This is a genomic window from Litorivivens lipolytica, from assembly GCF_014191715.1.
Classification (GTDB): Bacteria; Pseudomonadota; Gammaproteobacteria; order Pseudomonadales; family Spongiibacteraceae; genus Litorivivens; species Litorivivens lipolytica.
Genome location: NZ_JACHWY010000001.1, coordinates 1143095 through 1155563, shown reverse-complemented (window position 1 = coordinate 1155563; position 12469 = coordinate 1143095). Strand labels below are relative to the sequence as shown.

Sequence of the window (12469 nt, the reverse complement as noted above, 5' to 3'; positions counted from 1 at the left end):
TTTTTCATGTCAGATAAACGATTGGCTTCCGCGCAGTCTCTGGACTGCGCGGGACGCCTGATAGACCTGTCCTTTCCCCATGTCATGGGGGTTCTGAACGTTACTCCCGACTCCTTTTCCGATGGCGGCCAATTCAACGCCAGCCTTGACGATGCCCTGCGTCGCGCCGAGGCCATGGTAGCCGAAGGTGCCAGTTTTATTGATGTAGGCGGGGAGTCCACCCGGCCGGGCGCTGTCGAAGTTAGCGTTTCCGAAGAGCTGGATCGAGTGATTCCGGTCGTTGAGGCCTTGTCGCAGCGAGTAGATGCCGTGATTTCGGTGGATACGTCAAAGGCTGCAGTCATCGAGGAGTCGGTTCGCGCGGGTGCCGGGTTGATCAATGACGTCCGCGCCCTGCAGGAACCGGGTGCGCTGGACGCTGCCGCAGAGTCCTCCGTCCCAGTCTGCTTGATGCATATGCAAGGCAAGCCAAAGGATATGCAGAAGGCTCCTCAGTATGAGCGCGTTATTGATGAGGTTTTGGCATTTTTACAGGCGCGGATCGCGGCCTGTGAAACTGCAGGCATTGAACGCAGTCGTATCGTCGTAGACCCGGGCTTCGGTTTTGGTAAGTCGCCTGGGCACAATTTAACCCTGTTGAATTGTCTGGATGAGTTTCAGGGCCTCGGCTTGCCGATTCTGGCGGGACTGTCCCGTAAATCGCTGTTGGGGCAAATTACCGGGCGCCCGGTAGACCAACGGCTCATTGCCAGTGTGGCAGCGGCCACCCTCGCAGTTTATCGAGGGGCGCGTATAATTCGCGCCCATGATGTTGCGGCGACACTGGACGCCGTGAAAGTCGCCCAGGCAACGATAAGAGAGACACTGGATGAGTAGAAAATATTTTGGCACCGATGGCATTCGTGGCCGCGTTGGGGAAGGCAATATCACGCCAGAGTTTGTACTGCGGCTCGGTTGGGCGGTAGGCAAGGTGCTGGCCAAGGCGCCGGGCGATAAGGTTTTAATTGGTAAAGACACCCGTATCTCAGGCTACATGTTTGAATCTGCGCTCGAGGCCGGATTGGTAGCCGCGGGCGTGGATGTCCGTTTGCTCGGCCCCATGCCGACACCGGCAATTGCCTATCTGACGCGTACGATGAAAGCCGATGCGGGCATCGTCATTAGCGCCAGTCACAACCCTTTTGAAGACAACGGTATTAAGTTCTTCTCTGGCAACGGCTGCAAGCTTCCCGATGAAGTTGAGTTGGCGATTGAGGCACAGCTGGAAAAACCCATGGAGACCGTGGACTCGGCTCGCTTGGGTAAGGTTTCCCGAATTAATGATGCGCCGGGTCGTTATATTGAATTTTGTAAGCGCGCTATGCCCATTGGTTGTTCGCTGGATGGTCTTTCCATCGTTGTTGACTGCGCCCACGGTGCAACCTATCAGGTCGGGCCGCAGACGCTGAGCGAGTTGGACGCGCGTGTTATCGCTATGGGCGTCTCTCCTGATGGATTGAATATCAATAAAGGCGTTGGCTCGACCGCACCGCAGGCGCTTGCACAGCGCGTCGTAGATGAGGGAGCGGATTTAGGTATAGCCTTCGATGGTGATGGTGATCGGGTTGTCTTTGTCGATCATACGGGCGAAGTCGTGGATGGCGACGAATTGCTGTTTATCATCGCCCAGCATGAAATGCAGCGTAGCGGTACCGTTAGCGGTGTTGTCGGCACGCTGATGAGCAATATGGGCTTTGAGCTCGCGCTGAAAGATCTGGAGATTCCGTTTGCCCGCGCCAAAGTTGGCGATCGCTATGTGAAAGAGTTGATGGAGTCGCGTGGCTGGCAGCTGGGTGGCGAAAATTCCGGCCACATTATCTGCTCTGATATCACCAGCACCGGCGATGGCATAATTGCCGCACTCAAGGTGCTTCATGCGGTTGTCGATTCGGGTAAATCACTCGCTGACCTGAAATCCGGCATGAGCAAGTTCCCGCAGATTATGGAGAATGTGCGGATCAAGCCCGGTTGTTCGGTGATGGAAAATGACGATCTCAAGGCTGCTATAGCGCAAGTCGAAGAAGAATTGGGCTCGCGTGGCCGGGTTCTGTTGCGCCCTTCAGGCACGGAGCCTGTGATCCGTGTGATGGTGGAAGGCGAGTGTCGCGATACAGTGACCCGCCTCTGCAAAGGTCTATCGGAAAAGGTGCAACAGCTCGCGGTATAACACACGATTCGTTCTTGTGTACCCTCAGCACTTTCTGTAACATTGGCGCCCGTTCTGGGGGTAGGGAATAACGATGCGGCAGAAGCTGGTTGCAGGGAACTGGAAGATGCATGGCGACAGCCAGAGTATCCGAGAGTTGCTGACTGCGCTGAAGCCGGCCGTAGCAGAAAGTGCTGCGGAGATCGCGGTGATTCCCCCTCTGGTGTACGTTCCACTGTGTGCAGACTTGCTGGCTGGCTCCTCGATTGCGTTGGGTGCTCAGACTGTCAGCGAGCAGCGAAACCCCGGTGCATTTACCGGTGAAGTTTGTGCTGACATGCTGGCAGACAGTGGTTGTCGCTACACCTTGGTTGGCCACTCCGAGCGCCGTTCACTCTACGGTGAAAACGATGCGCTGGTAGCCGCCAAAACGGAAGCTGCACTCGCTGCCAATGTGCTCCCCATTGTGTGTGTCGGGGAGACCAAAGAGCAGCGCGAAGCGGGCGCGACCCTGGATGTGGTTGGTCAGCAGATTGATGTGGTGCTGTCGACACTGAACAGCGGCCACGACAAAATCACCGTTGCTTACGAGCCGGTGTGGGCTATTGGTACGGGGCTGACTGCATCGCCTGAACAGGCTCAGGAAGTACACGCGTTTATTAGAACGCGCTTGGCGGCGCACAGCGCCGAACTGGCTGACACCGTGCGTATTCTTTACGGTGGTAGCGTAAAAGCGGCAAATGCCGCAGAATTGTTCGCCCAGCCGGATATCGACGGCGGTCTGGTGGGTGGTGCATCTCTGGATGCTGAAGAGTTTGCAGCAATCTGCAACGCCATTGGTTAGGTTATGGAACAGCTGATACTTATTTTTCATGTGCTGGCAGCGATCTGCATCGTCGGCCTGATCCTGATGCAACAGGGCAAGGGTGCCGATATGGGTGCTTCTTTTGGCAGCGGCGCGTCGCAGACATTGTTTGGCGCCGGTGGCAGCGGTAATGCCCTGACACGTGCAACAGCGATTCTTGCAACACTGTTTTTCTGCACCAGTCTTGGTCTGGCCTATGTCGCCAAGCAAAAGGCGGGTGGCGATGATCTGGGCTTCGAGGAGCAGATTCCTGCACTCGAAGAGAGCCGCGATGTGGCGCCGGTCAACGAAGAAATTCCCGAGTTTTCCAGCGACGAGAACACGGCAGACGAAATACCTCAGTAAGACCTCTTTAGCCGAAGTGGTGGAATTGGTAGACACGCCATCTTGAGGGGGTGGTGAGCATAGCTCGTGGGGGTTCAAGTCCCCCCTTCGGCACCAAATAAAGGAAGCGCCCAATCGGGCGCTTTTTTTATATGTGCCTTCGGGGGGACTGCGTCCCCCGTTGGCTCGCGTGTTGCGCTCGGGGCTTTGCCCCTGCGGCTTGTTGCCGCAGCCCAAACGATGAGGCTGTTTGTCGGCACCAATAAAGGAAGCGCTCAATCAGGCGCTTTTTTTATATGTGCCTTCGGTGGGACTGCGTCCCCCGTTGGCTCCTCTCCGATTTGACCTTCCTTACCAATCAGCGTTTCATCCCGGTTTCCCTTTCTTGTTTTGGGAGTAGCTTGCATGTGTGGGGCGTTTGAACAGCATCATCGTTCGGTGGTTGCGTTGACGCGATTGTTGAAGGAGTGGCCCAGCGATGCGGAGCGACGGCGTAATATTCGGCCGACGATGATGGCTGGTACGGTGGATGCTGAGGGTTATCGGGAGCGTTCCTGGTCGTTAATCCCTCGCTGGGCGAAGGAGCCCAAACTCAAATACAGCACATTTAATGCCCGGGCCGAATCCCTTTCAGAAAAAGCGACTTTTCGTGATCCCTGGCGGCGGTCACAGCGTTGTGTGGTGCCGGCTTCCGCCTATTTTGAATGGCCGGTGCTGGAGGGTAAAAAGCAGGCTTTTCGTTTGCGCCGTGCGGATGGAGAAGTTTGGTTAATGGCGGGCTTGTGGGAGAGTTGGGAGCAGGGCGATGAGAAAAGGGAAACCTTTACCGTGATTACCACGACTCCGGCTCAGCAGATAGAATGGGTTCACAACCGTATGCCGTTGATGATTGATCCCAAGGATCTGAATTGCTGGCTGACGGGCTCCCCAGAAGAAGCAAAACAGTTGTTGGATAAAAAGCCGTCCGTCGATATTGAGGCGGTGCCGGGTCATCCAACTGATCCCGTCGACGACGATTGAAGGTGGCGTTTCCTATGATGCGGGCAGGTAGCGCTTGCGATAGTCTGCGAACAGGGCGCCATCATTATCCTGATCCAGGCCGTAATCATCGGCCTGGTAGTCGTGACGGCCGTGTTTATCGCGTGGTCGGTTGTCCAGATAGTTCTGCATTTTCTGTTTCAGTTCATCGCTGAATTCAAAGCCAAAGTAGCGGTACATCGATTCGATCACAGCGAGCGGGCGCTCCAGAATATCTTCAAATCGAATATCAAAAAACTGCTGGGAATGTTTGTCCGCGAGTCGTGTGCGAGCCTCCATGCCACGTTGCAGATAAAGCTGCCAGTTCTCGACTTCGTCGCGACCGATAGCCACCGGATCGATATGGTCACTAGCCAGCGAGCGCAGTGAGGCCGTCAGGCTCGACAGGGACGCGAGTACCTGCATTGGATCGCGATGGGTTTGAATTATGCAGGCATCCGGATACACCTTCAGAATGGTTTCCAGATAGCCAACATGCGGGGGTGTTTTCAGCAGCCAGCGCTTGCCCTCGCCAAAACCTGATTGCATCAGTTGAAGGCAGCGTTTGTGCCATTTGTAGGCACCGGTGAAATCCTGCTGCATCAACCAGCGGCGAAATTCCGGCATGTTATAGGAAACGATCCACTGCTCGCTCATAAAATGCGAGGCGAGAATGGCAACGCATTCCTGAGGCAGAGTCGCTCCCATTTCGTGAATGGCTTTGAAACCCGGTACCAGCTTTTCGACCTGGTCGAACTGGTCGTTGACCTGCTCTATAAGCGGATCGTTGAAACGCTGTTCTTCAGTGGCAGGAGGCACCGGGCATTCAACTTCCCAGCTGATGGGGAAGCGGTGATTGCTGTCCTGCGACAACAATTCAAACAATATCGTCGTGCCGGTACGTGGCATGCCCGCAATAAACACGGGCCTAACAATTTTCTGATGCTGAACCTCCGGGTGCTGCTTGCCGTAGTCAACGATATCCAGGCGCCGCTGCAACAGGTTGAGCAGACTGCTGCGAGCGATTACACGACCAAAAGTATTTAGCTCCGCTTCATTTTCCAGAGAGTTGCAAAGATGTTCCAGTGCCGGAATAAAGTCGGTGCCGCCAAAATCATGCAGACCGCGTTTCTGCATGGCCAGTTGCATCAGCTCGTCGGCGCGGAGTTCTCGCTTGAAACCCAGTTTGCGTAGGAGCTTGCCGGCGGTATTAAACGCGGCGATGGGGAAGGGTCTCTTTATACTGGATTGGGGCATGCTCGGTCCGGGTTTATTTTTCTATCGAGTGTAGGCCGCGCGGAGTCGGCATGGTTTATACACTTCTGTCATGATCGGCCATCCATTTGGGTGGTGCTGCCGAATTGAGGCTATCCTAGCATGTGACCACAATAATGCATGAGTCAGCAGAACACAGGAGCGGGCATGTTACTTAAAGACAAGGTGGTGATTGTTTCGGGTATTGGACCAGGGTTGGGTCATGAGCTCGCGCTTGAGGCGGCCCAGCAGGGAGCGAAGTTGGCGATCTGTGCGCGCACGGCCAGTAAGCTGGATGCGGCCGAACAGGAGATTCGTGACGCCAGCCTTGATACTCCGATTCTCAAAGTGCCCACCGACATTGCCGACAAAAGCCAGTGCCAGAATCTGGTTGCCAAAACCATCGAAGCCTATGGCCGCATAGACGCTCTGATCAATAGTGCCTACAACCCGGGCGCCTTTGATCTGGTCGAAAATGCGGATCTGGATGGCTGGCGTGCGGCAATGGAGGTCAATCTATACGGCACGATGGCTCTCACGCTCGAGGTCGTCCCACATATGAAGAAGCAGGGCGGTGGTGCCATTGTGATGATCAATACCATGGTAACCCGGCGCCCGCTGCAGACGCAGGCGGGATATGGTGCTTCCAAGGCAGCGCTGGCCAGTGCGACTCAGCATCTTGCACTTGAGTTGGGGCCCTACAACATTCGGGTGAACTCGACCTACATGGGCTGGATGTGGGGGCCGCCGGTAGAGGGCTACATGCAGCAGCAGGCTGAAGCCACCGGTGTTTCTGTGGAAGATCAGAAAGCGGCTGTCGCACAGAATATTCCCCTGCGCGTTATCCCGGAAGACGGTGACTGCGCCAAGGCGGCGATTTTTCTGGCCTCGGACTATGCGCGCGCTATTACAGGCGCTGCGCTCGACGTCAATGGCGGTGAATACCTGCCCCACTGAAGTGGGGCAATTTCCCTTCTCTAGCCCCGTAAAATTCGTTACGCTCACCCTTATATTACTTAAGGGGGTGAGTGGATGCGTGTATGGCCATTATTGGCGCTGCTACTGCTGGTCGGCTGTTCCGGCTCCAATGAAAGCCAATCGGAGGCGCAGGTGCAGAGCCGGCAGTGCGAAAATCCACGCCCGCAATTCTGTACTCGCGAATACCGACCCGTTTGCGGCCAGCGTGATACGGGTGTGCGCTGTGTGACTGAGCCCTGTCCTAGCCTTGAATTGAACACCTATGGCAATGCCTGTGATGCCTGTAGCGATGAGACCGTCGTGGCATACACCGAAGGGGCTTGCTCATCGGAGGGTGACGTCGATGGTTGACTCTCCTGATGGCGCTCAACGGCGTCGGCATTTTCGCTTGCCTTACCCAACGTCCGATCAGCCGGTACTGGAAGCTGGCGACGTGCAGCATCGGGTGATTGAAATTGCCGAAGGCGGTATCCGGGTCATACTGAAACCCAGTACGCAACTGCAGCTCGATGAAGAGATCAGTGGCGTGATCCAGTTTCGAGGTGAACACGCCGAAAACGTCAGCGGGCATGTGCTGCGGATCGATATCCAGCATGTTGTAGTGCAGCTGGACAAAGGCATCAGTCAGCAGCGAGTGATGCAGGAACAGGCCTACCTGCGCAAAAAATACCCGAACTTTCTGAGAAATCCCCGAACTTGAAGCGTCAGGCAATATGCTTCAGCGTGGTTCGGCAAACAATAATAAGGAGAGTGTAATGTCTGAAAACACGATGCCTAAAGACGCGATGCCTAAAGACTATGAGCGCTTTATGCAGGAGTTTGTAGCGGCCTGGTGCAACAAGGACCTTGAAGCTCTCATGGGCTGCTTTACCGACGATGCGGAATACAACAACGTGCCCATGCCGCCCATCAACAAGGGCAAGGATGAAATCCGCGCCTTTATCGAAGGTTTTCTCGGCAGCATGGACTCGATTGAGTTTGTTGTGCACCGACAGGTGGTCAACGGCGATACGGTGATGAACGAGCGTACGGACCACATCGTACTGAATGGTAAAAAAATCGCCCTGCCAGTTATGGGCGTGTTCGAGTTCCGCGAAGGCAAGATTGCCCGCTGGTGGGATTACTTCGATATGGGGCCCTTTAGCGGCTGAGCCTGATACAATCGGATCATCGCCAGAGCAGTAGAACACCAGTAGGCCATGTCTTGAGTCGCAGCAAATACCAGATTTCCCCGGAATTGGATGCCCTTATCCGTGCCGCCTATCGTGGCCCATTGGAGGAAACCCCTTGGCAGAGTTTTCTCAATGACTTTCGCGAGGCGGTAAATGGCAACTATGCGACGCTGATCCTGCGCCCACCGCGCGAAGGCGATGCGGGGGTTGTGCTCAACGCCATTGTCATGTCGCCGCATATTTTCAATTCCTACAACGACACCTATTTTTCGATGGACCCCTTCGTCAATCTGCCGTCCGGCGAGGTGTTTACGGTTTCTGAGTTTGTCGGTGAAGAAGAGTTTTTCAACTCCGACTATTACCGCGAGTACATCACCCCTTCCGATGTGCGTCACATTATGGGAGCCGATCTGGTTGGCCCCGACGGTCTGACCGCCCGATTGCGTATCACCCGGCCCAAGGCGCGGGAAAACTTTGGTGAAGCCGACAAAGCCCTTTGCCGTCAGCTGCTGCCGCATCTTGAGCAGGCGATCGAGCTGCATTCGCGCATACTGCGGACGGAAAGTGAGCGTGCGTTCTACGAGGACGCGATCGACAAGCTGTCGATGGGCGTTGTCATCCTCGATCGCAAGGCCAAGGTGCTGCGGAAAAATCAGGCCGCTGATCGACTGCTGCAGGAAAAGCGCGGTTTACAGCAGGTTGCCGGCACACTGCAGGTCGGCGACAGTCAGGAAAACCGAGCCTTTCGTGCCTGCCTGGAAGAGGTGATGGAAGCCCACCGTCAATTCAAGCCGGGCTTCGTGCGCGCCTTTCGGGTCGCTGATAGTGGTTCCATGACCGGGCTGGGTTTGCTGGTGCGACCTTTGCCCCCGATCGAGGGTTCGGACGGCAGCAGTAATCCGACGGCGGCGATTCTGGTAAGTGATCCTTACCAGCCCCGACAAGCACCGAGCGATATTTTGATTGAGTTGTTCGGCTTTACGCCGGCCGAGTCAAAACTGGCCCTGCGTCTGGTCAATGGTCTGACGCTTGATGAAGCATCAGAAGAATTGGGCATTTCCCGCAACACCGCCAAATCCCATCTTAGCTCGGTTTTCTCCAAAACCGGGGTGGCGCGTCAGACGCAACTGATTCAGCTGATACTCAATTCGGTCGCGACCTTCGGCGGCGACAGCTGAATCGTCGTTTACAGTCTCACCAGTGTACCGTTCAGGTGCGGGCGATTGCCTTGGGCATTGCGCAGTGAAAACACGATTCCTCCATCGCTCTCACCGTACTGCAGCGAAACGTTCGCCGGCAGAAACAGCGGTGTTTTGAAATCCACGTCAATGGCAAAGGCCTCGCTGCCCAGCTGTGGCTGCAGGGCGGCCAGACAGCGCGCCTTGCTCCACATGCCGTGAGCGATATGACGCTTGAAACCGAGCAGTTTCGCGCTGGCCGGGAACAGGTGGATGGGGTTGTAGTCTCCTGACACCGAGGCATAGCGGCGACCCAGATTGGCGTCCAGCTCCCAGGCTTCGCTGTGCTCAAATTCCTGAAGCGGGGCGCGCTTGCGGCCGCCAGCACCGCCATTGCTCTTTCCGCGTTTGAGTACAGTGGTGAGGTCGGTCCATACGGTTTCATCGCCTGAACGGGCCTCGGTGATGATGTCGACTTCCAGGCCGGCCGCCACCTCGCGGCTGTCACTGATGGATGCGTGCAGGCTCAGGGGCTCATCGGCTCGCAACGCGCGGCGTTGCTCGATGCGGTTACGGGTATGCACAATGCCCATCGGCGAAAAGGGGAATGCCTTGTGCAGGAGCATTTCCATATGCAGGCTGAAAGCTGCGATGTGGGGGTAGGTGGCGGGCAGCGTGTCGGTGTTAGCCGAGAAGCCGCAGACTTCATTGTAGCGGCGCAGTTTGCCGGGGTTGATCGTTAGCTTGGCAAGGCTGGCAGAGATCTCCGGAACCGCGGTGATATCACCGGATTTGCGAGCGACCGCCGCGCGCAGCAGCAGTGAGGGCATGGCTGGAGTGCGATCAAAGTGCAATTCTGTCGACATGGCTATCTTCCTTATCTGCAACAGCTCGGCAACGCAAAACTATAGGGCGAGACTCCGGGCGGGTCATTTGCCGTGTCGGCAGCTTAGCACGGCGTTCCGGTCAATGGCGCGTTGAAGGGGAGCGTTTAGTCATTGGCTTGCCGGGGCCAGACTGGCACAATTCACGTCAAATCTGGCGAATAATGAGAATGACTGACACCGCCCTTGATCTGCAGGATTCCTCCTTTGTTGTGCAGCTGGTCTACCCTGCGCTGATTGCGCTTGGGCTGGATATTGATCAGATTGCCGAGCGCTGCAATATCACCCCTGATCTCCTCCAGACCAGTCAGGCGCGCTATCCGCACGCCGCCCAGCAGCGCTTTTGGCAGGTAGTGGAAGAGATTAGTGGCGATCCGCTCATCGGGCTACATTTGGCGGAAGTCATGTCGCTGCATAAGGGGCAGGTTTGGGAATATCTCTTTCTCAGCAGCCCGACCTTCGGTGATGGCCTGCAACGTGCGCTGAATTATCAGCGGCTGGTGTCTGATGCCTCGCGCTGGGAGTTGCGCCTTGAAGGCGATACGGCGTGTCTCGATTTTACCTTTAATCACGAACCCACCCCGGAGCAGCGCCACTTTGTTGAGGCGTCTGCGCTTTATCTGATTCGCTACTTTCGCGCGCTCACTCACGATAGTTTCGCGCCGAGGCATCTCGCCTTCAGTCACGAGGCGGCAGCGTCTATAGACGATTATCGGGCGGTAATGGGCTGCGACGTCGCCTTTGCGCAGCCATCGACCACGCTGACCTTCGATGCAAAGGTCATGGAGTTGCCCTCAAGCCGGGCTGAGCCGGAGCTGCTGAAATTGCATGAGCAGCTTGCGAATGAGCGATTGGCCCGCCTGCAGAAACAGGACATTGTGGTCGCCGTGCGAACCGCGATTGCCGAAACCCTGGAGCAGGGGCAGCCGGAACTGAATGAGGTGGCACAGCGTTTGGGGCTGAGTGTGCGGGTGCTGCGGGCGCGTTTGACCGAGGCGGAAACCAGCTTTAATCAGGTGCTGGCAGATTACCGCTGCTATCTGGCCAAGCGCCTGTTGTCGCGTACCGAAGAACCCATAGCCGATATCGTCTATCTCACGGGGTTTTCCGAGCCGAGCACGTTTTATCGGGCCTTTAAGCGTTGGACGGGGATGACCCCTGTAGAGTACCGCGACTACAAGCGGACGCAGCTCAAGGCTGCGCCCTGATCCGCTTACGCGCCGAGCCAGCTCTGGCCACAAACCCGGATAATATTCCCAGTGATGCCGGCGGCCTGCGGGCTGGCAAAGAAGGCGATGGTTTCTGCCACGTCCTCCGGTTGCCCACCCTGTGACAGGGAGTTCAGGCGCCGACCCACTTCCCGGGTCATCACCGGAATGGCTGCGGTCATCTGGGTTTCGATAAAGCCCGGAGCCACCGCATTGATGGTGATTCCCCGTTCCTTCAGCTGTGGTGCCATCTGCTCCACGTAGCCAATCACACCCGCTTTGGACGCGGCATAGTTGGACTGTCCACGCTGACCGGCAATGCCGTTCATGGAGGACACGCCCACGATACGGCCGCCACGATTCAGCGCCTCCGCTTCAAACAGGGCGCTGTTCAGACGCAGCGCCGCCCCCAGATTGATGTCGAGGGTGAGATCCCACCAGTGTTCGGGCATATTGGCCAGCGTTTTATCGCGGGTGATACCGGCGTTGTGCACCACAATATCCAAGCCGCCGCGGGCCTTGGCGATTTCCAGCACCTTCGCGGGAGTGTCATCAGCGGTAATATCCGCGATCAGTGACTGCCCGCCCAGCTTGCTCATCAGGGCCTCAAGATCAGTCTTAAGGGGTTCCACATCCAGTCCGATAATGGTGGCACCATCGCGAGCCAGGGTGCTGGCAATAGCAGCGCCGATACCGCGACTGGCACCGGTCACCAACGCGGTCTTGCCGGCGAGGGGTGAGGCGGTATCGGTCGCAGGCAGGTCGGCGTTACTGACCCGGAAAACCTGCGCATTGACGTAGGCTGAGCGGTTTGACAGTAAAAACCCCAAAGGACCTTCCAACGCGCCTTCGGCGCCGGCCTCTACCGTCACGATCTGGGCTGTAGTGCCGCGCTTTCCGGATTCCTTGGCCAGTGATCGGGCCAGACCTTCCAGTGCTCGCTGGCAGGCTGCGGCTTCGGGTGTGGCTTGATCGCGGTGAGGGCGAGACAGGATGATAATACGCCCGCAGCTGGACAAGGATTTCAATGCCGGCTTGAAAAAGTCATAGGCCAGATTCAGATCGCGGGTGTCTTCGATGCCAGTGCCATCAAAGACGAGCGCCTGGAGTTTGTCACCGGGCTGATCCTCGCTGGTGGCCCAGGTGCCGATACCTTCAATCGCTTCCGCGCTGGCGCCGGAGGCGCTGACCGGGCGGCAGAGGCTTAGATTCTGACGGCGGCAGAACGCCGCGACCGTCGGCAAGCAGTCGGCATTGGCACCGCCACCCAGCAAAACTGTGCCGGTAAACGGTGTATTGGCGCGCTTCAGTTCTGCGGGTTTGCCCAGCCCGAGGTTGATCAGGGTCTCTACTATCTGGCTCATTCTCGCGTATCCTGCATCAGTCTTTAGATTTCGGTGTATT

General features: G+C 56.7%; 14 protein-coding genes and 1 tRNA gene. 12 read left to right on the top strand and 3 right to left on the bottom strand.

The window, feature by feature from the left end; translation table 11 throughout:
* The first annotated feature begins 6 nt into the window (after positions 1-6).
* From folP to FHR99_RS05280, 6 genes are all read left to right on the top strand, one after another.
* Positions 7-876 carry a dihydropteroate synthase gene (gene folP, locus FHR99_RS05305; protein ID WP_183409482.1) on the top strand — a complete coding sequence of 290 codons (870 nt, stop codon included), beginning with the start codon at positions 7-9 and terminating at the stop codon, positions 874-876.
* Positions 869-2206 (top strand): phosphoglucosamine mutase, encoded by a 1338-nt coding sequence (gene glmM, locus FHR99_RS05300; RefSeq protein WP_183409481.1) that lies wholly within the window; start codon positions 869-871, stop codon positions 2204-2206. The genes folP and glmM overlap by 8 nt, the downstream gene beginning before the upstream one ends.
* 73 nt (positions 2207-2279) lie before the next feature.
* Complete coding sequence (gene tpiA, locus FHR99_RS05295; RefSeq protein WP_183409480.1) at positions 2280-3029, top strand: triose-phosphate isomerase; 750 nt, start codon at positions 2280-2282, stop codon at positions 3027-3029.
* A gap of 3 nt (positions 3030-3032) precedes the next feature.
* Positions 3033-3395, top strand: a complete 363-nt coding sequence (secG, locus tag FHR99_RS05290) for a preprotein translocase subunit SecG (RefSeq protein ID WP_183409479.1) — start codon at positions 3033-3035, stop codon at positions 3393-3395.
* A gap of 10 nt (positions 3396-3405) precedes the next feature.
* Positions 3406-3491: transfer RNA gene (locus tag FHR99_RS05285), tRNA-Leu, on the top strand.
* A gap of 288 nt (positions 3492-3779) precedes the next feature.
* A complete protein-coding gene (locus tag FHR99_RS05280; RefSeq protein WP_183409478.1) occupies positions 3780-4394 on the top strand; it encodes an SOS response-associated peptidase in 615 nt (204 codons plus the stop codon).
* Between the two features lie 12 nt (positions 4395-4406).
* Here FHR99_RS05280 and FHR99_RS05275 read toward each other — a convergent pair whose 3' ends face one another.
* A complete protein-coding gene (locus tag FHR99_RS05275) occupies positions 4407-5648 on the bottom strand; it encodes a sulfotransferase family protein (RefSeq protein ID WP_183409477.1) in 1242 nt (413 codons plus the stop codon).
* Between the two features lie 165 nt (positions 5649-5813).
* On the opposite strand from FHR99_RS05275, the gene FHR99_RS05270 reads away from it, so the two are divergent.
* The 5 genes from FHR99_RS05270 to FHR99_RS05250 all read left to right on the top strand — a co-directional run bounded on the left by FHR99_RS05270 (position 5814) and on the right by FHR99_RS05250 (position 8973).
* Complete coding sequence (locus FHR99_RS05270; RefSeq protein ID WP_183409476.1) at positions 5814-6602, top strand: SDR family oxidoreductase; 789 nt, start codon at positions 5814-5816, stop codon at positions 6600-6602.
* A gap of 75 nt (positions 6603-6677) precedes the next feature.
* Complete coding sequence (locus FHR99_RS05265) at positions 6678-6974, top strand: hypothetical protein (protein ID WP_183409475.1); 297 nt, start codon at positions 6678-6680, stop codon at positions 6972-6974.
* Entirely contained in the window at positions 6967-7323 is a 357-nt protein-coding gene (locus tag FHR99_RS05260; protein WP_183409474.1) for a PilZ domain-containing protein, read from the top strand. The genes FHR99_RS05265 and FHR99_RS05260 overlap by 8 nt, the downstream gene beginning before the upstream one ends.
* 55 nt (positions 7324-7378) lie before the next feature.
* Positions 7379-7774 carry a nuclear transport factor 2 family protein gene (locus FHR99_RS05255; RefSeq protein WP_246386457.1) on the top strand — a complete coding sequence of 132 codons (396 nt, stop codon included), beginning with the start codon at positions 7379-7381 and terminating at the stop codon, positions 7772-7774.
* 53 nt (positions 7775-7827) lie between these two features.
* On the top strand, positions 7828-8973 hold the full coding sequence (locus FHR99_RS05250) for a helix-turn-helix transcriptional regulator (RefSeq protein WP_183409473.1): 1146 nt from the start codon (positions 7828-7830) through the stop codon (positions 8971-8973).
* An 8-nt stretch (positions 8974-8981) separates the two neighbouring features.
* Here FHR99_RS05250 and FHR99_RS05245 read toward each other — a convergent pair whose 3' ends face one another.
* The gene (locus tag FHR99_RS05245; protein WP_183409472.1) at positions 8982-9839 is read right to left on the bottom strand and encodes a MaoC family dehydratase; all 858 of its coding nucleotides are present in this window, start codon (positions 9837-9839) and stop codon (positions 8982-8984) included.
* Positions 9840-10027: 188 nt separating this feature from the next.
* Between FHR99_RS05245 and FHR99_RS05240 the strand changes: the two genes are divergently transcribed.
* Complete coding sequence (locus FHR99_RS05240; RefSeq protein ID WP_183409471.1) at positions 10028-11065, top strand: AraC family transcriptional regulator; 1038 nt, start codon at positions 10028-10030, stop codon at positions 11063-11065.
* Positions 11066-11070: 5 nt separating this feature from the next.
* Here FHR99_RS05240 and FHR99_RS05235 read toward each other — a convergent pair whose 3' ends face one another.
* Positions 11071-12429 carry a 3-oxoacyl-ACP reductase gene (locus tag FHR99_RS05235; protein WP_183409470.1) on the bottom strand — a complete coding sequence of 453 codons (1359 nt, stop codon included), beginning with the start codon at positions 12427-12429 and terminating at the stop codon, positions 11071-11073.
* Positions 12430-12469 lie beyond the last annotated feature (40 nt).